The organism is Burkholderia sp. MS389 (genome assembly GCF_016899425.1).
GTDB lineage: Bacteria > Pseudomonadota > Gammaproteobacteria > Burkholderiales > Burkholderiaceae > Burkholderia > Burkholderia sola.
Window position 1 is genome coordinate 1,976,293 of the sequence record NZ_CP045995.1, and the last position, 22,954, is coordinate 1,999,246.

19 protein-coding genes are annotated in these 22,954 nt (G+C 67.6%); 14 read left to right on the top strand and 5 right to left on the bottom strand.

What is annotated here, in order from left to right:
- Positions 1 to 60 precede the first annotated feature (60 nt).
- The 5 genes from ugpC (at position 61) to GJG85_RS25235 (ending at position 6,423) form a co-directional block, all read left to right on the top strand.
- A complete protein-coding gene (gene ugpC / locus GJG85_RS25215; protein ID WP_089489922.1) occupies positions 61 to 1,218 on the top strand; it encodes a sn-glycerol-3-phosphate ABC transporter ATP-binding protein UgpC in 1,158 nt (385 codons plus the stop codon).
- A gap of 9 nt (positions 1,219 to 1,227) precedes the next feature.
- Positions 1,228 to 3,222, top strand: coding sequence for a beta-galactosidase (locus GJG85_RS25220; RefSeq protein ID WP_204383953.1), 1,995 nt, complete (start codon positions 1,228 to 1,230; stop codon positions 3,220 to 3,222).
- Between the two features lie 68 nt (positions 3,223 to 3,290).
- Positions 3,291 to 4,550 carry an extracellular solute-binding protein gene (locus GJG85_RS25225; RefSeq protein WP_089489924.1) on the top strand — a complete coding sequence of 420 codons (1,260 nt, stop codon included), beginning with the start codon at positions 3,291 to 3,293 and terminating at the stop codon, positions 4,548 to 4,550.
- A 55-nt stretch (positions 4,551 to 4,605) separates the two neighbouring features.
- Complete coding sequence (locus GJG85_RS25230; protein WP_050013442.1) at positions 4,606 to 5,550, top strand: sugar ABC transporter permease; 945 nt, start codon at positions 4,606 to 4,608, stop codon at positions 5,548 to 5,550.
- A 21-nt stretch (positions 5,551 to 5,571) separates the two neighbouring features.
- Complete coding sequence (locus tag GJG85_RS25235; RefSeq protein WP_050013443.1) at positions 5,572 to 6,423, top strand: carbohydrate ABC transporter permease; 852 nt, start codon at positions 5,572 to 5,574, stop codon at positions 6,421 to 6,423.
- A 186-nt stretch (positions 6,424 to 6,609) separates the two neighbouring features.
- Here the strand turns inward: GJG85_RS25235 and GJG85_RS25240 are convergent, their stop codons facing one another.
- Positions 6,610 to 7,563 carry an aromatic alcohol reductase gene (locus GJG85_RS25240; RefSeq protein WP_089489925.1) on the bottom strand — a complete coding sequence of 318 codons (954 nt, stop codon included), beginning with the start codon at positions 7,561 to 7,563 and terminating at the stop codon, positions 6,610 to 6,612.
- 93 nt (positions 7,564 to 7,656) lie between these two features.
- Between GJG85_RS25240 and GJG85_RS25245 the strand changes: the two genes are divergently transcribed.
- Positions 7,657 to 8,070 (top strand): helix-turn-helix domain-containing protein, encoded by a 414-nt coding sequence (locus tag GJG85_RS25245; RefSeq protein WP_050013445.1) that lies wholly within the window; start codon positions 7,657 to 7,659, stop codon positions 8,068 to 8,070.
- A gap of 175 nt (positions 8,071 to 8,245) precedes the next feature.
- Here GJG85_RS25245 and GJG85_RS25250 read toward each other — a convergent pair whose 3' ends face one another.
- Positions 8,246 to 8,644, bottom strand: coding sequence for a nuclear transport factor 2 family protein (locus GJG85_RS25250; protein ID WP_080334230.1), 399 nt, complete (start codon positions 8,642 to 8,644; stop codon positions 8,246 to 8,248).
- Positions 8,645 to 8,725: 81 nt separating this feature from the next.
- On the opposite strand from GJG85_RS25250, the gene GJG85_RS25255 reads away from it, so the two are divergent.
- Positions 8,726 to 9,667, top strand: coding sequence for a LysR substrate-binding domain-containing protein (locus GJG85_RS25255; RefSeq protein ID WP_050013446.1), 942 nt, complete (start codon positions 8,726 to 8,728; stop codon positions 9,665 to 9,667).
- Positions 9,668 to 9,747: 80 nt separating this feature from the next.
- Here GJG85_RS25255 and GJG85_RS25260 read toward each other — a convergent pair whose 3' ends face one another.
- The 3 genes from GJG85_RS25260 to glcC form a co-directional block, all read right to left on the bottom strand.
- A complete protein-coding gene (locus GJG85_RS25260; RefSeq protein ID WP_050013447.1) occupies positions 9,748 to 10,131 on the bottom strand; it encodes a hypothetical protein in 384 nt (127 codons plus the stop codon).
- 173 nt (positions 10,132 to 10,304) lie between these two features.
- Positions 10,305 to 11,759: a DEAD/DEAH box helicase gene (locus GJG85_RS25265; RefSeq protein WP_050013448.1), complete on the bottom strand. Its 1,455-nt coding sequence runs from the start codon at positions 11,757 to 11,759 to the stop codon at positions 10,305 to 10,307.
- Positions 11,760 to 11,820: 61 nt separating this feature from the next.
- Positions 11,821 to 12,591 (bottom strand): transcriptional regulator GlcC, encoded by a 771-nt coding sequence (glcC, locus tag GJG85_RS25270; protein ID WP_174432547.1) that lies wholly within the window; start codon positions 12,589 to 12,591, stop codon positions 11,821 to 11,823.
- Between the two features lie 223 nt (positions 12,592 to 12,814).
- On the opposite strand from glcC, the gene glcD reads away from it, so the two are divergent.
- The 7 genes from glcD to GJG85_RS25305 all read left to right on the top strand — a co-directional run bounded on the left by glcD (position 12,815) and on the right by GJG85_RS25305 (position 22,951).
- The gene (gene glcD / locus GJG85_RS25275) at positions 12,815 to 14,314 is read left to right on the top strand and encodes a glycolate oxidase subunit GlcD (RefSeq protein ID WP_124631374.1); all 1,500 of its coding nucleotides are present in this window, start codon (positions 12,815 to 12,817) and stop codon (positions 14,312 to 14,314) included.
- The gene (gene glcE, locus GJG85_RS25280) at positions 14,314 to 15,399 is read left to right on the top strand and encodes a glycolate oxidase subunit GlcE (RefSeq protein ID WP_050013451.1); all 1,086 of its coding nucleotides are present in this window, start codon (positions 14,314 to 14,316) and stop codon (positions 15,397 to 15,399) included. Before glcD ends, glcE begins: the two co-directional genes overlap by 1 nt.
- A 24-nt stretch (positions 15,400 to 15,423) precedes the next feature.
- Positions 15,424 to 16,644 (top strand): glycolate oxidase subunit GlcF, encoded by a 1,221-nt coding sequence (gene glcF, locus GJG85_RS25285; RefSeq protein ID WP_050013452.1) that lies wholly within the window; start codon positions 15,424 to 15,426, stop codon positions 16,642 to 16,644.
- Between the two features lie 22 nt (positions 16,645 to 16,666).
- Entirely contained in the window at positions 16,667 to 17,071 is a 405-nt protein-coding gene (locus tag GJG85_RS25290; protein WP_050013453.1) for a heme-binding protein, read from the top strand.
- Positions 17,072 to 17,116: 45 nt separating this feature from the next.
- Positions 17,117 to 19,291 carry a malate synthase G gene (locus tag GJG85_RS25295; protein WP_050013454.1) on the top strand — a complete coding sequence of 725 codons (2,175 nt, stop codon included), beginning with the start codon at positions 17,117 to 17,119 and terminating at the stop codon, positions 19,289 to 19,291.
- 561 nt (positions 19,292 to 19,852) lie between these two features.
- Positions 19,853 to 21,418 carry a sensor domain-containing diguanylate cyclase gene (locus GJG85_RS25300; protein ID WP_050013455.1) on the top strand — a complete coding sequence of 522 codons (1,566 nt, stop codon included), beginning with the start codon at positions 19,853 to 19,855 and terminating at the stop codon, positions 21,416 to 21,418.
- A 147-nt stretch (positions 21,419 to 21,565) separates the two neighbouring features.
- Positions 21,566 to 22,951 carry a cache domain-containing protein gene (locus tag GJG85_RS25305; protein ID WP_050013456.1) on the top strand — a complete coding sequence of 462 codons (1,386 nt, stop codon included), beginning with the start codon at positions 21,566 to 21,568 and terminating at the stop codon, positions 22,949 to 22,951.
- Positions 22,952 to 22,954: the final 3 nt, after the last annotated feature.

The window sequence follows — 22,954 nt, forward strand, 5'->3', positions numbered from 1 at the left end:
ATCGCGGTGATTAAGCGCTTAATCAAGTCGTACGGCGCATTAAAACATGGAGCGGAGACAATGGCGAGCATCTCGATGCGACGCGTGCAGAAAGCCTACGGCGAGCACGCGCCGGTCATTCGCGACGTCGATCTGGAGATCGGCGCGCACGAGTTCTGCGTGTTTCTCGGGCCGTCCGGATGCGGGAAATCGACGCTGCTGCGCATGATCGCCGGGCTCGAGGATCTGAGCGCCGGCGAGTTGTCGATCGACGGCCGCCGCGTCGACGACGTGCCGGCCGCCCAGCGCGGCGTCGCGATGGTGTTCCAGAGCTACGCGCTGTTTCCGCACATGACGGTGTACGAGAACATGGCGTTCGGGCTGAAGCTCGCGCGCGTGCCGAAGGCCGAGATCGACCGGAAGGTGCGCGACGCCGCGCGCATCCTGCAGCTCGACACGCTGCTCGAGCGCAAGCCGAAGGCGCTGTCCGGCGGCCAGCGGCAGCGCGTCGCGATCGGCCGCGCGATCGTGCGCGAGCCCGGCGTGTTCCTGTTCGACGAACCGCTGTCGAACCTCGACGCGGCCTTGCGCGGCCAGACCCGCATCGAGATCGCGCGGCTGCATCGTCAGTTCGAACGCGCGAGCGTCGTCTACGTGACGCACGACCAGACCGAGGCGATGACGCTCGCCGACAAGATCGTGCTGCTGCACGCCGGCGCGGATACCGCGCAGCACGGCAGCATCGCGCAGGTCGGCGCGCCGCTCGACCTCTACCACCATCCGGCCAGCCGCTTCGTCGCGGGCTTCATCGGCTCGCCGCGGATGAACTTCCTGCCGGCCGTCGTGACCGCATGCGACGCGCGTCGCACGGCCGTCACGCTCGTGCCATCCGGCGAAACCTTCGTGCTGCCGCGCGACGGCTCGGCGCTCTCCGCCGGCGCCGCCGTGACGCTCGGCATCCGCCCCGAACACCTGACGCTCGGCGCCGCGCCCGACGCGACGACGCTCGCGCGCGACGTCGCGCTCGTCGAACGCCTGGGCGAGCAGACCTACGTGCACCTCGATCCGGCCGGCCAGCCGAACGCGACGCCACTGATCGCGAAAGTGCCCGGCGACGCGCAGGTGCGCACCGGCGAACGCGTGCACGTGCACGCGCCGGCCGCGGCCTGCCACCTGTTCACCGAAGACGGCCGCGCGGTGCCCGCGTGCGCCGACCTTCCCGTCCACCACTACGCATAAGGATCGGGCATGCGCCTCGGAGTCTGTTACTACCCGGAACACTGGCCGGAATCGATGTGGGCCGACGACGCCCGCCGGATGAAAGCGCTCGGCATCGAGCAGGTGCGGATCGCCGAATTCGCGTGGAGCCGCATCGAGCCGTCGCCGGGCGAATACGACTGGGGCTGGCTCGACCGCGCGGTCGACGTGCTCGGCGCGGCCGGCCTCGAGATCGTGATGTGCACGCCGACCGCGACGCCGCCGAAATGGCTGGTCGACCGCCATCCCGATATCCTCGCGATCGGCGCCGACGGCCGGCCGCGCGCGTTCGGCTCGCGCCGCCACTACGACTTCTCGTCGCCGACCTATCTCGAAGCGTCGCGCCAGATCTGCACGGCGGTCGCCGAACGCTACGGCCGCCACCCGGCCGTGCGCTACTGGCAGACCGACAACGAGCTGGGTTGCCACCAGACCGTCGTCAGCTACTCGCCGGCCGCGCTCGTGCGCTTTCGCGAATGGCTGAAAGCGCGCTACGGCACGATCGGCGCGCTGAACCGCGCGTGGGGCACCGTGTTCTGGAGCATGGAGTATCGCCATTTCGACGAAGTCGACGCGCCGGTGGGCACCGTGACCGAAGCCCATCCGTCGCATCGCCTCGACTACCGGCGCTTCGCGTCCGACGAGCTCGCGCGCTATCACCGGATGCAGGTCGACGTGATCCGCGCGCACTCGCCGGGCCGCGTCGTCGCGCACAACTTCATGCAGCTGTTCACCGAGTTCGATCACTACGAAGTCGCGCGCGACCTCGACGTCGCGACGTGGGACAGCTATCCGCTCGGCGCGCTCGAGGAGCTGTGGTTCGCGCCCGACGTGAAGGCGCGCTGGCTGCGTACCGGCCATCCCGATTTCGCGTCGTTCAATCACGATCTCTATCGCGGCATGTCGAAGCTGCCGTTCTGGGTGATGGAGCAGCAGCCGGGCCCGGTGAACTGGGCGCACTGGAACCCCGCGCCGCTGCCGGGCATGGTGCGGCTGTGGAGCTGGGAAGCGTTCGCGCACGGCGCCGGCTGCGTATCGTACTTCCGCTGGCGGCAGGCGCCGTTCGCGCAGGAGCAGATGCACGCGGGCCTGAACACCCCCGACAACCGGCTCGACGAAGGCGGCCGCGAAGCGCAGCGCGTCGCGCAGGAAATCGCCGCCGTGCTCGACGCCGGCGCGGATGCCGATGCGACCGGCCCGGTGCGTGCGCCGGTCGCGCTGGTGTTCGACTACGAAGCGAAATGGCTGTTCGAAGTGCAGCCGCAGGGCGCCGATTTCCACTACCCGCGTTTCGCGTTCGAGTACTACTCGGCGCTGCGCTCGCTCGGCCTCGACGTCGACATCGTGTCCGCGCATGCGCCGCTCGACGGCTACCGGCTCGTCGTCGTGCCGCCGCTGCCGGTCGTGCCGGACGATTTCGCGTCGCGGCTCGCCGCATCGGGTGCGCACGCGGTGTTCGGCCCGCGCACCGGCTCGAAGACGGCCGACCTGCAGATTCCGCCGGCGCTGCCGCCCGGCCCGCTCGCATCGATCCTGCCGGTACGCGTGTGGCGCGTCGAATCGCTGCGGCCGAACCTGACCGAACGGATCGACGGCACGCTGCGCGACGGCTCGCCGCTCGCGGGCGAAGCGCGTCACTGGCGCGACCTCGTCGAATTGAACGACGACGGCACCCGCTGCGTCGTGCACGCACGCTTCGCCGACGGCCATCCGGCCTGCGTGTCGCACGGCACGCTGCACTACTGGGCCGCGCTGTTCGACGACGCGACCACCGCGCGGCTGTTCGCCGATGTCGCAGCCGTTGCGGGCCTGGCCCCGACGCCGCTCGGCGACACCGTGCGCGTGAGCCGGCGCGGCGGCCTGACCTACGTATTCAACTATCGCGACACGCCGCATGCGATCGACGGCGTACCGCCGTCCGCGTTCGTGGTCGGCGCCGCGCAGGTCGAGCCGCAAGGCGTGGCCGTGTATCGAAGCCGTTCGTAGCAACCGCCCCCGGCGCCGCCACGCGCCGGGTCACGCACAAACAACGACACACAGGACTGGAGACACTCATGACCCATCGCCCCCTTCGCGTCGCTGCCCGCCTGGCGAGCGCCGCCGCCATCGCGTTCGCGTCGTTCGGCGCGACGACGCCCGCCGATGCCGGCACGCTGACCATCAACATCGCGTTCAAGGGCGCGAGCCAGCGCGCCGTGTGGCAGTCGACGATCGAAGCGTTCCACAAGGCCCATCCCGACATCGACGTGAAGCCGACCTTCGTCGACGAGGAAGCGTACAAGGTGCAGCTCCCCGCGTGGCTCACGACCGTCGCGCCGGACGTCGTGAACTGGCACGCGGGCGAGCGGATGGCGTACTACGCGAAGCGCGGACTGTTCGAGGACCTGAGCGGCGACTGGACGAAGAACGGCTGGGACGCGATGTACGCGTCGACGCGCAGCGCGTCGTCGTATAACGGCAAGCAGTACGCGGCGCCGACCGTCTACTACTCGTGGGGCCTCTTCTACCGCAAGGACCTGTTCCGCAAGGTCGGCATCGCCGACGAACCGAAGACCTGGGACCAGTTTCTCGATGCGTGCAAGAAGCTGAAGGCGGCCGGCATCACGCCGATCGCGATCGGCGGCCGCGACGCGTGGACGCTCGCCGGCTGGTTCGACTATCTCGACCTGCGCCTGAACGGCAACGCGTTTCACCAGCAGCTGATGGCCGGCGACGTACCGTACACCGACCCGCGCGTGAAGAAGGTCTACACGACGTGGAAATCGCTGATCGACTCGGGCTACTTCATCGACAACGCGCTGTCCTACGATCTCGACGGCGCGCAGCCGTTCCTGTTCCAGGGCAAGGCCGCGATGATGCTGATGGGCACCTTCATCGCGGCCGGCTTTCCGCCGAACGTGAAGCCGGAAATGGGCTACTACCGCTTCCCCGTCATCGACCCGAAGGTGCCGACCGCCGAGGACGGCCCGGTCGAATCGCTGCACATCCCGACCAAGGCGAAGAACAAGGCCGACGCGCACACGTTCCTCGCATTCGTCGAAACGCCCGAGATCGGCGCGAAACTCGCCGAAGGGCTCGGTTCGCTGTCGGCCAACAGCAAGTCGCCGGAGCCGGCCGATCCGATCTCGCGGATCGGCTTCCGGATCCTCGCCGACACGAAGGGCGGCGTCGCGCAGTTCTACGACCGCGACATGACGAAGGAAATGGCCGACGAGGGGATGAAGGGCATGCAGCAGTTCGTCGCGAATCCCGCGCAGCTCGACACGGTGCTCGCGCAACTCGAACAGACCCGCAAGCGGATCTACAAGAAGTGACCGCGTGACCCAACCGGCGGCGGCGCGCCGCCGTGTCCGTTTCAGGAGGCTTGCCGTGTCCAGTCCGATCGCGTCCCCCCCGCCCGCCGGCGCCGCGCCGCCGTCGCGCGGCTCATCCGCCGACGCATTGCCCGCGCGCCGCCCGTCGCCCGCCGTGCGGCGGCAACGGCGCGCCGCGTGGCTCTTTCTCGCGCCGGCCTGCGCGATGGTGGCCGTCTATGTGATCTGGCCGATCCTGTCGACGCTATGGCTGAGCCTGTACAACTGGGACGGGATGACCGAGCGCACCTTCGTCGGCCTCGCGAACTACGCGGAGTTGCTGCATGCGCCGACGTTCTACACGGCGCTGCGCAACAACGTGATCTGGCTCGTGCTGTTCATGCTCGCGCCGCCGCTCGGCCTCGCGCTCGCGCTGTACCTGAACCAGGCGGTCGGCGGCATCCGGCTCGTGAAGTCGCTGTTCTTCGCACCGTTCGTGCTGTCGGGCGTGGTCGTCGGGCTGATCTTCTCGTGGTTCTACGATCCGACCTTCGGGCTGCTCGCGCTCATCGCCGGGCACGGCATCCCGGTGCTCGGCGACGCGCGCTACGCGACCTTCGGCATCGTGTTGGCCGCGCTGTGGCCGCAAACGGCGTACTGCATGATCCTGTACCTGACCGGCCTCACGTCGGTCAACCCGGAACAGATCGAAGCCGCACGGATGGAAGGCGCGCGCGGCTTCGCGCTGCTGTGGCACGTCGTGCTGCCGCAGCTGCGGCCGACCACGTTCATGGCGATCGTCGTCACCGTGATCGGCGCGCTGCGCAGCTTCGACCTGATCTCGGTGATGACGGGCGGCGGCCCGTTCGAGAGCTCGACCGTGCTCGCGTATTACATGTACGACCAGGCGATCAAGTACTACCGGCTCGGCTATTCCGCGTCGATCGCGGTCGTGCTGTTCGCGATCATGCTCGTCTACATCGCGTTCCAGTTGCGCCGCATGCTGCGCAACGAACAGTGACCTTTCGGGAGTTCATTCATCATGTTTCCGACACCCGTTGCCCACTGGAAGCCGGTATCGCGCCGGCTGTACAAGCTGTCGCTGCCCGTCGCGCTCGTGATCTGGCTGCTGCCGATGATCGCCGTGTTCGTCACGTCGGTGCGCTCGACCGAGGAACTCGTCGAAGGCCATTACTGGGGCTGGCCGCGGCATTTCTCGATGATCGAGAACTATCGCGACGCGCTGACCACGTCGCCGATGCTGCACTACTTCTGGAACAGCGTGCAGATCACGGTGCCGTCGGTCGTCGGCTCGATCGCGCTCGCGGCGATGGCCGGCTTCGCGCTCGCGACCTACCGGTTTCGCGGCAATACCGCGCTGTTCGGCACGTTCGTCGCCGGCAACTTCGTGCCGGTGCAGGTGCTGATGATTCCGGTACGCGACCTGTCGCTGCGCCTCGGCGTGTTCAATACCGTCGAAGCGCTGATCCTGTTTCACGTCGCGTTTCAGACGGGGTTCTGCACGCTGTTCCTGCGCAACTTCATCAAGCAGCTGCCGTTCGAACTGATCGAGGCGGCGCGCATCGAAGGCGCGGGCGAATGGACGGTGTTCTGGCGCATCGTGCTGCCGCTGATCCGGCCGGCGCTGGCCGCGCTCGCGATTCTCGTGTTCACGTTCGTGTGGAACGATTACTTCTGGGCGCTGTGCCTCACGCAAGGCGACGAGGCCGCGCCGATCACGGCGGGTGTCGCGGCGTTGAAGGGGCAATGGACGACGTCATGGAATCTGGTATCGGCCGGGTCGATCCTCGCCGCGCTGCCGTCGGTCGCGATGTTCTTCGCGATGCAGAAGCATTTCGTCGCGGGGCTCACGTTCGGCGCGACGAAAGGCTGAACGCGCGCCGGTTGCGTTTTCGCATCTCCCCCTCCGCATCGTGAGGTTGCCCGCTTCGGCGGGCTTTTTTCATGCCTTGCGGGTTGGGCGGATGTCGGTTGGTGAGCCTGATCCGCCATCCCGGCTTCAACGCTGTCGACGATCGCCTGTCGTCGATGCCGTTTATCCGGATGGTCGGGCTTGCGATTACTCGCCGCGACCCGAAGCGAGGTTGGCATGGATCCACGACGCCACGTCGGTGACCGGGATGGCGTGGCGTTGATTGAACGTCCCGCTCTTGTCCCATGCGACGCCCCGCCCTTGAGCAAATGCCGCACGGTACTTGCGCATCATGTTGTTCGGATCGCGCGCCAGCTCGTCGAGCAAATACTGCTCACTCCATACCGAACGGCTGAAGGGACGGCCGAGGCCCGCTTCCAGCTTGTCGGCGACCTCCCCGTAAGTCACGGTGTCGCCGGCCAGATACACGATCTCGTTCCGGATACGGGGTTCGGCGAACACGATCGCGGCAGTCAGCGCGCCGATATCGTCGGGCGTCGTCAGCGTCACGGCGGTGTCGAGGCTACCCAGCGCGTGGACTGCGTCGTTTTTCAGGTCGACTACGCCGAAGTCCGGCTCGAATAGATAGCTCGTGAACATGCCGGTCGAGATGACGACCCACTCGGTCTCGTGCTGACTACGCAGCAATTCGCGCACGTCCAGCTGGGCGTCGAAGATGTCCTGCGGACTACCGCGACCGATCACGTCGAAATCGACGCCGAACTGCCAGGGGAAGTACCTCGGGATGCGCGCCTGCAACGCAGCCCGCGCCAACTTCATCGGCGTGTCGATGCCGGCTGTAATGCCCGCGCAACCGATTACCGTGTCATATCGCGCGAACAGGGCGGCGAGTTCATCGATGGAATGCTTCACGAAATCGCCTACGACGATCTCGATTCCAAGCGCGCGAATCTCCGCGATATCATGCCGCTTGGCGGGTGCGCTGGACTCGAGGGCACTCGCGCGCAGCAGCACGCTGACCTTCGCGCCGGCGACGTCCTTCGCTCTACGTGCAAGATTGCGGAGTACCGGGAGGCCGAGTTCGCCGGCACCGAGCACGAGGATGTTCCGAGAAGTCGCGTGAGGGTCTGTTGGGTTCATCGTCCAGCCTGCTGAGGAATGTGTTGCACGCAGTCTAGCGATGCACGGACATGTATGAAAGAAGGTACACGCGTGATACTGGGAGCCGGATAGTTGGATCGAGACGAACTTCTCCGATATTCGCAGACCGTGTGTGACGGCCTGCGAGACGATGATGACGGGTTGCGGCGGGAGGTGCTCGCCCATGCCGGAAGCCGTTGGTCGCTCGGTGTCGTCCACACGCTCGGCGTGTACGGCAGACTGCGCCATGCGGAAATCGGCAGGCGCATGCACGGGGTGACTCAGCGCATGTTGACGCGCACGTTACGGCAGCTCGAGCGTGACGGCCTGGTGCTCCGTCACGATTTCGAAGAAGTACCGCCTAGAGTCGAATACGAGTTGTCCGACACGGGCATGGACCTGCTCGTCAGGATGGTTCCGCTGTGGACCTGGATCGTCGAGAATGCGGACCGCTTCCGGGAAGCGAGGCAGAATTTCGACAGAGCGCACCGCGACACAGACGCGTAGCTTGCCGGGATTTCGACGCGCTTCGCAGATGGGTACGACTTCGATCGACATCGGTCGTCGAGACATATTTCGACCTGCTGACAAAACCTGGGAGACAGCGTCCGCGGAAGTTTGGCGTCGTGCGGAACTGCCGTCCGCACACGCCAGCCTTCGGCATCGAGCGACACCGATTCGACTACGCGTACTTGTCGCCGACCGTACTGCGAATCGGATGGGTGTCGTAGACGATGATCATCCGTTCGATGAGCCCCGCAGTGTCGAACTCGAACACGTCGACGCACTCGAAGTGCGCCACCGAACCGTCGTTCAGCGCCCAGTCGTAGATGAAGTAACCTGTCGCACGTCGAGCGCCGGTCGTGCTGACGCAGATATCGATCGGTGTAATCTTGCTTTCTCCGGATACGGCGGCGACCTTCGAAAAGAAGGGCCCGGGGTGCATCCAGCCGAGAAATGGCGAGAAAATCCGCGCGTCCGGCGTGAATAGCGCGCAGATGGCGCCGACATCGCCGCGCTCCAGTTCCCGCAGGTAAGCACGAACCTGTTCCGTGTAGAGTGATTCCGACGTTGAGCCCAAAATTATCCTCCGATCGTTCGTCGACAACCCGTTCATTCGCCAGAACAGGGCATCCGGTAGACGCACGATAGCGACGCACCGATGACCGAACAATCGAAAAATTTGCAACCCGGGTATGCGGCGCATGCATATCCGCTGGCCGACCTGACGCGGCCGCTCCCGCCGCTGGCGGCAATTCAGTCGTTCGTCGCCGCGGCGCAACTGGGCAGCGTCAGCAAGGCCGCGGATCATCTATGCCGCACGCAAGGCGCGGTGAGCCGCCAGATACAGCAGTTGGAAACGCATTATCGATGCGCACTCTTCGTGCGCCATGTCTCGGGGCTGACGTTGACGCCGGAAGGCAATGCACTGCTGACGGTCGCGGTCAACGTGCTCACGCAACTGGTTCAGCATGCGGATTCCCATGCACGGGCGACCTCGGTGCTCACGTTGAAGTTGCCGTCCACGTTCGCCGTTCGCTGGTTGCTCCCGCGGCTGCCGGACATTCATCGCGCGATGAGCGGCACGGAGCTGCGTATTTCGACCTCCGCGGACGACACGCCGGATTTCACGACGTCCGACGTCGACGCCATCGTCGTGCGCGGCACGGGACAGTGGACCGGTATGGAAGCAGTACCGCTCTTTTCCGAGCGGCTCACACCGATGTGCGCGCCCGCGTTGGCGACATCGCTGCGATCCGTTGCCGACCTTGCGCAGGTCGATTTGCTCCATCCCGGGCCCAGCCACGCAGAGTGGAGATGCTGGCTCGATCACGTGGGGGCACGCCAGACCGATGCGGGACGCGGGCTCGTATTCGATACCCTCGAATTGACGCTCGCGGCGTCGATGGAAGGACACGGCATTGCAATCGGCGACCCGCGAATGGCGAGAGACCGACTCCGTGCCGGATCGCTGGTGACCCCGTTTGAGGAAGTGGTTGAAGACGGCCTTTCCTACTTCCTCGTCTATCCGCCCCAACGGGCGGCACAACCGAAAATTCGGGCCCTCGCCGATATCTTGCTACGACTGGCGCGAGAAGATTGATCGATAGGCTAGCGTCCGATACGTGGTGCGAAGCCGACCTTCAAATCGCGCACCAACGTACCGACGAACGACGCGCCCGGTCAAAGATCCCCGCGCACTTCCCCGGTTCCCAACGCGCTCCGCTGCCGGTTGACCTCCGCCCACAGTTCATCGCTGTCGTCGTCGCGCAGCACGATCATCCAGTCCAGTTGCTCGTCGGTCACGCCGAAGTACGCCATAATTTCCCGCCGCACCCCATCGATGAACGCCGCGTATTCCGGCGTGGCCTGTGCCCGCGCGTGCAGTGCGTCGTATTCCGCATCGTCCACGCCGCCGCCCTGCTCGTCGATATAGCGCGAGATCCACTGGTCTCGTTCGTGGTCGTAATCGGCCTCGGCGCGCATCGCTTGCACAGCCGTGTAGAAATCCAGTTGGGCAAACGCGGCGATCGCCGCCGTTGTCGCCTCGTCGAATGTCGTCGTCATTCCATCTCTCACTTCAGTCATCGCACATCATGGGTCACGCGGCGAAGCCGCTATCGCGCGCGGTTTCAGGTCGCTCACGAGAAAACCGGCAGCGCTGTTCCGAACCACCCCTATGCGTTCACTGCATCGGACGGTTCGATCGTATCGGGCACTTTGAAAGGGAAGGATTCAGGCTACCTGGACGGTCTGCCAGGTTTGCCGCGACCACCAGCAGATTTACCGGCAGCCTTCCCCGGCGCCGGTTTGCCGGCCGGTTTGCTGCGCGGCTTGTGCACGCTGAACGGGCTGCCGATGGTGTAGTCCGGGCCTTGACCGGCACCATTGGCCGCCGCGTGCTGCACCCCAGGCTTGCGCTTGCCTTCGCCACCTTGCGTATGCGGCTTCTTGCCCGGCGTCTGCTTGGCCACCGGCCCAGCTTGCGGCACCTTCGGTTTCTTCGGCTTTTTGGGTTTCTTGATGATCTGGCCCGTCGCGCTGGTTTCCGGCACGCGGTGTTCGGCTTCGAAACCGGGCTCTTCCTCCCGGCGCAGCGTCTGCCGGATCAGCGCTTCGATCGCGGCCAGTTGTGGCGCTTCATCCGCGCACACGAGCGACACCGCGACGCCGCTGGCGCCCGCGCGGCCGGTCCGGCCGATACGGTGCACGTAGTCTTGCGCGACGATCGGCAGATCGACGTTGATCACCAGCGGCAGATCGTCGATATCGAGCCCGCGCGCCGCCACATCGGTGGCGACCAGCATCTGCACCTCACCCGTCTTGAAGCGCTCCAGCGCGCGCAAACGTGCGGGTTGCGGCTTGTCGCCGTGGATCGTATCGACCGCATAGCCGGCTTTCTCCAGCATCACCGCCAGATAGTCGACACCATTGCGGGTCTTGACGAACACCAGCGCGTGCTCCCACTTGTTCTGGGCCACCAGATGCATGAAGAGGTCGGGCTTGTTCCGCTTGTCGACCGGTACGACCCACTGCTTGATCTTGCTGGCCGTGGCGTTGGGCGGGCTGACGCTGATGTCGACCGGGCTGCGCAGAATGCCGGCCGCCAGCGTGCGGATTTCGTCGGAGAACGTCGCGGAGAACAGCAGCGTCTGGCGCTTGGCGGGCAACGCGGCAAACACCGCGTCGAGTTCGCGCGCGAAGCCGAGATCGAGCATGCGGTCGGCTTCATCGAGCACCAGCGTCTGGACCTGATCGAACTGCACGGCGTTCTGCCGATTGAGGTCGAGCAAGCGGCCGGGCGTCGCGACGAGCACGTCGACACCCTTGCGCAGCTTCATCATCTGAGGATTGATGCTCACCCCGCCGTACGCGGCCAGAAAGCGCAGATCGAGCCCCTTCCCGTACTCGACGAAGCTTTGCAGCACTTGCTCGGCCAGTTCGCGCGTGGGCACCAGCACCAGCACGCGCGCACGGTTGCTGGACACCGCCGGGCCGTGTTGGACGAGCCGTTGCAACAGCGGCAGCGCAAAGCCGGCCGTCTTGCCGGTGCCGGTCTGTGCGGCGGCCATGACGTCCTTGCCGCCGAGCACGACGGGAATCGCCTTGGCCTGCACCGGCGTGGGTGTCTGGTAATTGAGGCCCTGCAGATTACGCAGCAACGGCTCGATCAGGCCAAGCGAGGCAAAAGACATGGACGTGTTCCGGGCTAAAACCGCAATTCTAGCGGTTACCGCATCGGCCAGGCCCGCCCGCTCATGTCCACCCTTCGAGCCGCAACGTCGAACGCACGAGCCGCTGTTCCTCCTGCTCGATCTCGCGCAGATAGTCGACGCACTGACGGATATGTTCGCTCGCGGCCTTGCGTGCCTGGTCGGGCAGCCGGCCGGTGACCGCGTTGTAGAGCCGCGCATGCTGGCGGTCGATCTGCTTCTTCAGCGGTTCGCGGTGATAGAGGTTGTTCACCGACGCGAACACCGAGCTGAGCAGCAGGTCGGTCAGCGACTGCAGCGTGTTGACGAGCACCGGGTTGTGCGATGCCTCGCAGATCGCCAGATGAAACGCGTGGTCGAGCTTCGCACGCGCAGCGGGATCGAGATCCTGCGCGTCGGCCGCCGTCATTTCCTCGTAGCGGCGCCGGATCAGGATGAAATCGGCCGGCGTACCGCGCAGCGCCGCGAGCCGGGCGGCCTCGGCCTCGAGCATCCCGCGCACCTCGAACAGGTCGTACAGCGTGCGCGGCTGCGAGCCGAGCAGATGCATCATCGGCGTGATCGCGCGCTGCGGGGTCAGGCTCGCGACGAACGAACCCTTGCCGTGCGCCGTGTCGATGATCCCGCGCGCGTGCAGCAGCTTCATGCCTTCGCGCACGGCCGTGCGCGATACGCCGAGCTTCTCGGTCAGCCGCCGCTCCGACGGCAACGCCTGCCCGGCCTTCAGCACGCCGTCGACGATCAACTGCTCGATCCGCTCGGCGACGACGTCGGCCACGCGCCGCGCCGGCCGCTCCCGATCCTGCATTTCCATACTGGTATGACCACTTTTGACGGATGCCGTCGATTTTCGCACAAAGCCTTGTCTCGATTGGGTTTTATCGATCATTCAGGAAACCAGGATCGATGCCTTTCCAAAAACTGGTACGACCACTGTCAAGACGGCTGGACAGGCCCGCGCGTCCCGCCAAGAATGCCGTCCATCCGGCGTGTCGCGCATCGCGCGGCCAACTGCCTGGTGGAGACGGAGACACACGATGAGTTTCATCTACGACGAACGGATCGACGGCCCGTTGGCAACCGTCGACCGCGCCACGCTCGCCGCCGCGCTGCGCGCGGCGGCGCCCGGCCTCGACGTGCTGCATGAACGCGAGGCGTTGAAGCCGTTCGAATGCGATGGCCTCGCCGCGTACCGCACGGTGCCGCTCGCGGTCGTGCTGCCCGATACGGTCGACCAGGTGCGCGCGGTGCTGCGCGTCGCGGCCGCGCACCGCGTGCCGGTCGTCGCGCGCGGCGCCGGCACGGGGCTGTCGGGCGGCGCGATGCCGCTCGAAAAAGGCATCCTGCTGGTGATGGCGAAGTTCAACCGGATGCTCGACATCGACCCCGATGCCGGCATTGCGCGCGTGCAGCCCGGCGTGCGCAACCTCGCGATTTCGCAGGCTGCCGCGCCGCACGGCCTTTACTACGCGCCCGACCCGTCGTCACAGATGGCGTGCTCGATCGGCGGCAACGTCGCCGAGAATGCGGGCGGCGTGCATTGCCTGAAATACGGGCTCACGGTACACAACATCCTGAAGGTCGAGATCCTGACGATCGACGGCGACACGCTCACGCTCGGCGCCGACGCGCTCGACGCACCTGGCTTCGACCTGCTCGCGCTGTTCACCGGCTCCGAGGGGATGCTCGGGATCGTCACCGAAGTGACCGTGAAGCTGCTGCCGTTGCCGCCGAGCGTGAAGGTGCTGATGGCGAGCTTCGACGACGTCGCCGAGGCCGGCGCCGCGGTCGCGCGGATCATCGGCGCGGGCGTGATCCCAGGCGGCCTCGAGATGATGGACAACCTCGCGATCCGCGCGGCCGAGGATTTCATCCACGCCGGCTATCCGGTCGACGCGCAGGCGATCCTGCTGTGCGAGCTCGACGGCGCGGCCAGCGATGTCGAAGAAGATGCCGAACGCGTCGCCGCGCTGCTGCGCGACGCGGGCGCAAGCGAGATTCGCGTCGCGCGCGACGAAACCGAACGCCAGCGCTTCTGGGCCGGCCGCAAGAACGCGTTCCCGGCGGTCGGCCGGATGTCGCCCGACTACTACTGCATGGACGGCACGATCCCGCGCCGCGAGCTGCCGCGCGTGCTCGAAGGGATCGCCGCGCTGTCCGCCGAATACGGGCTGCCGGTCGCGAACGTGTTCCACGCGGGCGACGGCAACCTGCATCCGCTGATCCTGTTCGATGCGAACCGGCAGGGCGAGCTCGACCGCGCGGAAGCGCTCGGCGGCAAGATCCTCGCGCTGTGCGTCGCCGTGGGCGGCAGCATTACCGGCGAACACGGCGTCGGGCGCGAAAAGATCAACCAGATGTGCGTGCAGTTCAACGCCGATGAAATCACGTTCTTCCACGCGGTGAAGGCCGCGTTCGATCCGCAGCGCCTGCTCAATCCCGGCAAGAACATCCCGACGCTGCACCGCTGCGCCGAATTCGGCGCGATGCACGTCCATCACGGCAAGCTGCCGTTTCCCGAACTGGAGCGCTTCTGATGCGACGCGACATCGAATCCATCGAGTCCATCGACGACAGCGCGGCGCTCGTCGCGCAGGTCGACGCGGCGATCCACGCTCGCCAGCCGCTGCACATCCGCGGCGCCGGCACGAAGGCGTTCGTCGGCCGGCCGGTCGAAGGCCGCACGCTCGACGTGCGCACGCATCGCGGCGTCGTGTCGTACGACCCGACCGAACTCGTGATCACCGCGCGCGCGGGCACGCCGCTCGCCGATCTCGATGCGATGCTCGACGCGGCCGGCCAGATGCTGCCATGCGAGCCGCCGTCGTTCGGCGGCGCGGCGACGGTCGGCGGCATGTTCGCGGCGGCGCTGTCGGGCCCGCGCCGCCCGTGGGCCGGCGCGGTGCGCGACTTCGTGCTCGGCTGCCGCGTGATCACCGGCCACGCGAAGCATCTGCGCTTCGGCGGCGAGGTGATGAAGAACGTCGCGGGCTACGACGTGTCGCGGCTGCTCGCCGGCAGTTTCGGCTGCCTCGGCGTCGTGACCGAGGTCTCGCTGAAGGTGCTGCCGAAGCCGCGCGCGACCGGCGATCTCGCGTTGACGCTCACGGCGAGCGAAGCCGTGCAACGCGTCGCCGCGTGGCGTCGCGCGGGGCTGCCGCTCGCGGGCGCGTGCCACGCGGACGGCGTGCTGCGCGTGCGGCTCGAAGGCGGCGACGGCTCGGTGAAGGCCGCGCGCGACACGATCGGCGGCGACCGGATGGACGACCGCGACGACGCGTTCTGGGCACATCTGCGCGACCTGTCGCTGCCGTTCTTCGACGATCCGCGGCCGCTGTGGCGCGTATCGGTGCCGGCCGCCGCGCCGCTCGACGCGCTCGCGGGCGCGCAGCTCGTCGACTGGGGCGGCGCGCAGCGCTGGCTGAAGACCGACGCCGCGCCGGCCGACGTGCAGCGCTTCGCCGCGCAGTGCGGCGGCCACGCGACCTGCTACACGCCGGGCACGACAGCGGAGCCGTTCCAGCCGCTGCCGCCCGCGCTGCTGCGCGTGCACCGGCAACTCAAGGCGCAGCTCGACCCGCACACGATTTTCAATCCCGGCCGGCTCTACGCCGACTTCTGACGCGAACCCGACTTCGACCCGCCGATGCAAACCAACCTCAGCGAAGCAAGCAAGGCCCTCGCCCGGGCCGACGAAGCGGAAGCGATCCTGCGCGCCTGCGTGCACTGCGGCTTCTGCAATGCGACCTGCCCGACCTACCAGGTGCTCGGCAACGAGCTCGACGGGCCGCGCGGCCGCATCTACCTGATCAAGCAGCTGCTCGAAGGCGAGCCGTGCGGCGAACGCACGCAACAACATCTCGACCGTTGCCTGACGTGCCGCAACTGCGAAACGACCTGCCCGTCCGGCGTGCGCTATCACACGCTGCTCGACATCGGCCGCGCGGAAGCCGAGAAGCGCGCGCGGCGGCCCACGCGCGAGCGCCTGCTGCGTGCGGGGTTGCGTCACGTGGTGCCGCGCCCGGCGACGTTCGCCGCGCTGCTGAAGGCCGGCCGCGCGCTGCGCCCGCTGCTGCCCGGCACGCTGCAGGACAAGATCCCGGCCGCCGTGCCCGCGGCCGCGCCGCGCCCGGCCGTGCGCCATGCGCGACGGGTGCTGATGCTCGAGGGCTGCGTGCAGCCATCGCTGTCGCCGAACACCAATGCGGCCGCCGCGCGCGTGCTCGACCGGCTCGGCATCAGCGTGACGCCGGCGCGCGAAGCCGGCTGCTGCGGGGCGACCGAATATCACCTGAACGCGCAGGACGCGGGCCTTCAACGCGCACGCCGCAACATCGACGCGTGGTGGCCGGCGATCGAGGCCGGCGCGGAAGCGATCGTGCTGACCGCGAGCGGCTGCGGCGCGTTCGTGAAGGAATACGGCGACCTGCTGCGCTCCGACCCCGTCTATGCGGAGAAGGCACGGCGCGTCGGCGCACTCGCGCGCGATCTGGCCGAAGTGATCGCGGCGGAGCCGCTCGACGCGCTCGCCGACGCGACGCCACGGCGCGTCGCGGTTCACTGCCCGTGCACGCTGCAGCACGCACAGCGCCTCGGCGGCGCGGTGGAAAGCATCCTGACGCGGCTCGGCTTCGATCTGACGAATGTCGCCGACGGCCATCTGTGCTGCGGCTCGGCCGGCACCTATTCGCTGACGCAGCCTGCGCTCGCGACGACATTACGCGACAACAAGCTCGATGCGCTCGAAGCCGCGCAGCCGGACCTGATTGTCACCGCCAACGTCGGCTGCCAGACTCACCTGAACGGCGCGGGCCGCACGCCCGTGCGCCACTGGATCGAGCTCGTCGACAACCGGCTGGTCGACTGACCGCCTATTCCGGAGGAACGCCATGCAAACGAAACCCGAACTCGAACTGGCCGATGCCGAGCGCATGCTCGCCGCGGCCCGCGCGGAGGCGGAACGCCACGGCTGGGCCGTGTCGATCGCCGTCGTCGACGATGGCGGCCACCTGCTCGCGTTCGCGCGGCTGGACGGCGCATCGCCGGCCAGCAGCACCATCGCGCAGGACAAGGCGCGCGCGGCGGCGCTCGGCCGTCGCGAGACGAAGGCGTATGAGGATATGATCAACGGTGGCCGCACCGCGTTCCTGAGCGCGCCGCTGACGGGGTTGCTCGAAGGCGGCGTGCCGGTCACGGTCGACGGCCGGATTGCAGGCGCGATCGGTGTGTCTGGCGTAAAGTCCGAACAGGACGCGCAGATCGCCCGCGCCGGTACACAAAGCGTCGTGGCATAGCCAGCCAACGCGCGCGCGTTTTTCAATTCCCCGGGAGGAATCACGATGATCGACCAAGCAGGACTGCAAGTCGCGCCAGCGCTGAGCCAGTTCATTGAAAACGAAGCGCTGCCGGGCACCGGCATCGACAAGGCCGCGTTCTGGAGCGGTTTCTCGGCCCTGGTGCACGACCTCGCGCCGCGCAACCGCGAGCTGCTCGCCGAACGCGACCGCCTGCAGCAGGAACTCGACGCGTGGCATCGCGCGCACCCGGGCCCGGTACGCGACCACGCCGCGTATCGCGCGTTCCTCGAACAGATCGGCTACCTCGTGCCGGTCCCGTCGAACGTCGCGGCCGCCACCGCGAACGTCGACAGCGAGATCGCCACGCAGGCGGGCCCGCAGCTCGTCGTGCCGCTGTCGAACGCGCGCTATGCGCTGAACGCCGCGAACGCGCGCTGGGGCAGCCTGTACGACGCGCTGTACGGCACCGACGCGCTGCCGGAAGACGGCGGAGCCGAACGCACCGCGGCCTACAACCCGACGCGCGGCCAGCGCGTGATCGACTATGCACGCAACGTGCTCGACAACGCGGCGCCGCTCGCGAGCGGCTCGCACCGCGACGCGCTGCGCTACCGCGTGCAGGACGGCCAGCTCGCGGTCGAAACCGCGAAGGGCAACGTCGCGCTCGCGCAGCCGGCGCAGTTCGTCGGCTACCAGGGCGCGGCCGACGCGCCGTCCGCGATCCTGCTGAAGCACAACGGCCTGCACGTCGAGATCCAGATCGACGCGTCGACGCCGATCGGCCGCGCCGATCTCGCGAACGTGAAGGACGTCGTGCTCGAAGCCGCGGTCAGCACGATCATCGACTGCGAGGATTCGGTCGCGGCGGTCGACGCCGACGACAAGGTCCAGCTCTACCGCAACTGGCTCGGCCTGATGCAGGGCACGCTCGTCGAGGCAGTCGCGAAAGGCGGCAAGACGTTTACGCGCCGCCTGAACGCCGATCGCGAGTACACGACGCCGGCCGGCGGCACGCTGTCGCTGCACGGCCGCTCGCTGCTGTTCGTGCGCAACGTCGGCCACCTGATGACCAACGGCGCGGTGCTCGATCGCGACGGCAACGAGATTCCGGAAGGCATTCTCGACGGCGTCGTCACGACGTTGTGCGCGCTGCACGACCTGAAGGCCAAGCGCAACTCGCGCACGGGCTCGATCTACATCGTGAAGCCGAAGATGCACGGCCCGGCCGAAGTCGCGTTCGCCGACACGCTGTTCGCGCGCATCGAGGATCTGTACACCCTGCCGCGCAACACGCTGAAGATGGGCATCATGGACGAGGAGCGCCGCACCAGCGTGAACCTCGCCGCGTGCATCGCGGCAGCGGCCGCGCGCGTCGCGTTCATCAACACCGGCTTCCTCGACCGCACCGGCGACGAGATGCACACCGCGATGGAAGCGGGCCCGATGATCCGCAAGGGCGACATGAAATCGTCCGCGTGGATCCAGTCGTACGAGCGCAACAACGTGCTTGCGGGCCTGTCGGCCGGCCTGCGCGGCCGCGCACAGATCGGCAAGGGCATGTGGGCGATGCCGGACCTGATGCATGCGATGCTCGAGCAGAAGATCGCGCATCCGCGCGCCGGCGCGAACACCGCGTGGGTGCCGTCGCCGACCGCCGCGACGCTGCACGCGCTGCACTACCACCTCGTCGACGTGCAGGCCGTCCAGCAGGAACTCGAGAAGACGCCGTACGCGAGCGAGCGCGACGCGCTGCTCGAAGGGCTGCTGACGGTCCCGGTCGTCGAGCGCGCCGCGTGGAGCGAGGCCGAGATCCTGAGCGAGGTCGAGAACAACGCGCAGGGCATCCTCGGCTACGTCGTGCGCTGGGTCGAACAGGGCGTCGGATGCTCGAAGGTGCCGGACATCCACGACGTCGGCCTGATGGAAGACCGCGCGACGCTGCGCATTTCGAGCCAGCACATCGCGAACTGGCTGCGCCACGGCGTGATCACCGAGGCGTTCGTGCTCGACGTGTTCAAGCGCATGGCCCGCGTCGTCGACCAGCAGAACGCGGGCGATCCGAACTATCGCCCGATGGCGCCCGGCTACGACCAGTCGACCGCGTTCAAGGCCGCATGCGCGCTCGCGCTGCAAGGCACGTCGCAACCGAGCGGCTATACCGAGCCGCTGCTGCATCGGTTCCGGCTCGCGTTCAAGGCGCAACAGCACGGCGCCTGAACCTGCGCACGCGGGCTCGCCCGCATGCCGGACACCGGTCGTACGCCGACCTTGCGAAACGGGCAGCCCGCGCGGCTGCCCGTTTTCCTATTTGCGTGCACCGTGCCGTTGAAACCGATAATCGGTAGATATCGCGCGCTTTCGCATGCGGTGCTCACCCGACGTTAATCCCGGTGCGCCCGCGGACGTGCGCCGCACGGCCTTTTCCGCACTGCCGCACAGCCTTGCGCGACAACGCTTCGCCGATATTTGCAAGCCCGGGATTACGCGAAAATTTGATCCCGATCAACAGGTTGCAACATTTTCCGCGCACACAAACACGCGCGTTATACTCCGTTCAATTCGCGTCGCGATTCGTCAGATGGTCGAATTGCAGCAGACGTTACCTGTGAATACCCGGTTTATCGGTTTCTCGGGCCGCGATTGTCGATAATCGGTGCCCGGTTTCTCCGCTGAACGGAAGGCTGGCACGGGAAGGGCGCGCACCGGATCGCCACCGGTAGTCATACGAACAATCGCATCGGCCCGCCGCCCGGCGACGATGCCCCCGATCCACGGACCATGGCAGAAACCGACTACGCAATGCCCAGCGAATCCGGCGTGACGAGCCGTGTCGCCGCTCATCTGCGCCGGTCCCTGCTGCCGCACCTGATCTTCTATACGGGGCTGCTGATCGCGCTGATCCTGCTGCTGCTGTGCGGGATCGTGCTGTACGAAGGCCGGATCGACGCGCGCGACCGCTCGCGCAGCATGCAGCAGAACCTCGCGCTGATGGCGTCGTGGGACATCGAACGCAACATCGAGATCTATTCGCTGTCGCTGCAGGCGGTCGTCGAAGGCGCGAACGACCCGGCGGTGACCCGGCTGCCGATGGCGCTGCGCCGCCAGGTGCTGTTCGATCGCGCGACGACCGCCAAGTACCTCGGCGGCATCTACGTGCTCGACGCGAAAGGCGACATCGCGGTCGACGGCATGAGCGACGTGCCGCGCAAGGCCAACTTCGCCAACGAACCGTACTTCACCGTGCACCGCGACCGTCCCGACGTCGGCCTGTACGTCAGCCCCCCGTATCACTCGCGGCTGCGCGGCGGCTCGCCGAGCATCGCGCTCAGCCGGCGAATCACGCGGCCCGACGGATCGTTCGGCGGCGTCGCGGTGATGTCGATCCGGCTCGAATATTTTCAGAACCTGTTCTCGCGGCTGTCGCTCGGCGATCGCGGCTCGGTCGCCCTGATCAACACGGATGGCAGGATGGTCGCGCGCGAGCCGTACGACCCCAAGATCGTCGGCCGCGACATCAGCCGCGCGAGCACGTTCCGGCACTTCATGACCGCCAACGAAGGCAGCTTCGCCGATACCGCAACGATCGACGGCGTGCGGCGCCTGTACGTGTTCCGGCACCTCGAGCACCTGCCGCTCATCGTCATGGTCGCGCGCTCGGAAGCGGACACCTACGCCGCGTGGTACGACCGTGCGATCCCGATCGGCTCCGCGATGGTCGCGCTCGCGATCGGCTTCGTCGGCCTGTCGCTGCTGCTCGACGTGCAGTTGCGCAAACGCCATCGCGCGGAAACCGAGCTGCAGGCGCTCGCGCGCACCGACGGCCTGACGGGCCTCGACAACCGCCGGATGCTCGACGTCACGCTCGCGCGCGAATGGCGCCGCGCCGCGCGCTCGCAACATGCGCTGTCGCTGCTGTTCATCGACGTCGACGACTTCAAGCGCTACAACGACACGCAGGGCCACCAGGCCGGCGACGACGCACTCGCCGCGGTCGGCCACTGCATCGCCGGCTGCCTGCGCCGCCCGGCCGACTATGCGGCGCGCTACGGCGGCGAGGAATTCGTCGTCGTGCTGCCGGATATCGACACGGACGGCGCGGTGACGATCGCCGAAACCATCCGCACGGGCATCCTCGATCTCGGCATCCGGCACGACGCGGGCACGGTCGGCCGCCTGACGGTGAGCATCGGCGTGACGACCAGCTACCCCGAACACGACGACAACATCCAGGCCGCGCTGAAGCGGGCCGACGATGCGCTGTATCGGGCGAAGGAAGGCGGGCGCAACCGCATCGCCGTGCAGGCGGCCACGTCGCCCGACACTCGCGAATCGCGGCGGGCCTGAACGCACGGGCAGCGGCGGGGCGGCGGCCGCCGCCCGCCTGCAAAATCGCCGACAATACCGGCTCGATATGCCACCGCGCGGCCGCGCGGCCGATGCGCCCGGCCTGCGCGCCTGGCCGGCCGCGTGGGCCGGCCGCTTCGCACCACCATGAGACTCAAGGCAAAGATCTTCCTTCTGGCCATCGTGCCGTTCCTGCTCGCGATTGCCGGCATCGGCTTCGGCGTGCGCCAGCAGGCGACGACGCTCGCGCGCACGCAGCACGCGACGATCCAGGCCGCGTACCTGTCGAGCAAGGAAGTCGAGCTGAAGCACTACGTCGAACTCGCGACGAGCGCGATCATGCCGCTCTACGACGCGAGCGGCCACAATGCGCGCGACGACGCGCTGCTGCGCACGCAGGCGCTCGCGATGCTGCAGAAGATGGATTTCGGCCCCGACGGCTATTTCTTCGTCTACGACCTGCACGGCAATTCGCTGATGCATCCGCGCGAGCCCGAGCGCGTCGGTCACAACTTCTGGTCGATGCGCGACCCGCAGGGCGCGCTGACCATCCAGAAGCTGATCGGCGCGGCGTCGCAGGGCGGCGGCTACGTGCGCTATGCATGGCAGCGGCCGTCGACGGGCCGCGTCGCGCCGAAGCTCGGCTACGTCGTCGCGCTCGAGCGCTGGGGCTGGATGGTCGGCACCGGCATCTATCTCGACGACGTCGACACCGCGCTGCAGCGCATCGATGCGCGCGCGTCCGCGAACATCGAGCGCACGATGAGCTGGCTCACCGCGATCGCGCTCACCGGCGCGGCGGCGATCGCCGTGTGCGCGCTGGTACTGAACGTCAGCGAGTCGCGCAGCGCCGACGCGAAGCTCAAGCTGCTCGCGCAACGCGTCGTCGAATCGCAGGAGCAGGAGCGTGCGCGGCTGTCGCGCGAACTGCACGACGGGATCAGCCAGATGATGGTGTCCGCGAAGCTGATGCTCGAATCCGCGCTGGCGCGCTTCGAGCGCGGCACGTCGCGCGTGCCCGAAGCCGAGCAGGCGCTCGCGTCGGGCGTCGGGCGGCTCGGCGACACGCTGCGCGAAGTCCGACGCATCTCGCACGCGCTGCGCCCGTCGATGCTCGACGATCTCGGCCTCGCGGCCGCGCTCGAGCAACTCGTGCGCGAGCTGGGCGCGGAAAGCGGCATCGACATCGGCTACACGCAGGTCGCGCACGGCGGCACGCAGCCGCTGCCCGAAGCCGTCAACACCGCGCTGTTCCGGATCGCGCAGGAAGCGCTGAGCAACATCGTGCATCATGCGCGGGCGTCGCGCGCGGCCGTCACGCTCGACGTCGGCGCACAATCCGTCACGCTGACCATCGCCGACAACGGCTGCGGCTTCGACGCCGAACGCTCGCAGGCCGACGCGCGCCGCGGCATCGGCCTGCGCAACATGCGCGAGCGCCTCGACGCGCTCGACGGCACGCTGACGATCACGTCGCAGGTCGGCCATACCGTCGTGGCCGCGCGCGTGCCGCTGCGGCGCGCGGCCGCCTGAGCA

Bases quoted from the DNA above. Each gene is read 5' to 3' on its own strand.
- ugpC (WP_089489922.1), top strand. From the start codon at position 61: ATGGCGAGCATCTCGATGCGACGCGTGCAGAAAGCCTACGGCGAGCAC.
- GJG85_RS25220 (WP_204383953.1), top strand. From the start codon at position 1,228: ATGCGCCTCGGAGTCTGTTACTACCCGGAACACTGGCCGGAATCGATG.
- GJG85_RS25225 (WP_089489924.1), top strand. From the start codon at position 3,291: ATGACCCATCGCCCCCTTCGCGTCGCTGCCCGCCTGGCGAGCGCCGCC.
- GJG85_RS25235 (WP_050013443.1), top strand. From the start codon at position 5,572: ATGTTTCCGACACCCGTTGCCCACTGGAAGCCGGTATCGCGCCGGCTG.
- GJG85_RS25240 (WP_089489925.1), bottom strand. From the start codon at position 7,563: ATGAACCCAACAGACCCTCACGCGACTTCTCGGAACATCCTCGTGCTC.
- GJG85_RS25255 (WP_050013446.1), top strand. From the start codon at position 8,726: ATGACCGAACAATCGAAAAATTTGCAACCCGGGTATGCGGCGCATGCA.
- GJG85_RS25260 (WP_050013447.1), bottom strand. From the start codon at position 10,131: ATGACGACGACATTCGACGAGGCGACAACGGCGGCGATCGCCGCGTTT.
- GJG85_RS25265 (WP_050013448.1), bottom strand. From the start codon at position 11,759: ATGTCTTTTGCCTCGCTTGGCCTGATCGAGCCGTTGCTGCGTAATCTG.
- glcC (WP_174432547.1), bottom strand. From the start codon at position 12,591: ATGGAAATGCAGGATCGGGAGCGGCCGGCGCGGCGCGTGGCCGACGTC.
- glcD (WP_124631374.1), top strand. From the start codon at position 12,815: ATGAGTTTCATCTACGACGAACGGATCGACGGCCCGTTGGCAACCGTC.
- glcE (WP_050013451.1), top strand. From the start codon at position 14,314: ATGCGACGCGACATCGAATCCATCGAGTCCATCGACGACAGCGCGGCG.
- glcF (WP_050013452.1), top strand. From the start codon at position 15,424: ATGCAAACCAACCTCAGCGAAGCAAGCAAGGCCCTCGCCCGGGCCGAC.
- GJG85_RS25290 (WP_050013453.1), top strand. From the start codon at position 16,667: ATGCAAACGAAACCCGAACTCGAACTGGCCGATGCCGAGCGCATGCTC.
- GJG85_RS25295 (WP_050013454.1), top strand. From the start codon at position 17,117: ATGATCGACCAAGCAGGACTGCAAGTCGCGCCAGCGCTGAGCCAGTTC.
- GJG85_RS25300 (WP_050013455.1), top strand. From the start codon at position 19,853: ATGGCAGAAACCGACTACGCAATGCCCAGCGAATCCGGCGTGACGAGC.
- GJG85_RS25305 (WP_050013456.1), top strand. From the start codon at position 21,566: ATGAGACTCAAGGCAAAGATCTTCCTTCTGGCCATCGTGCCGTTCCTG.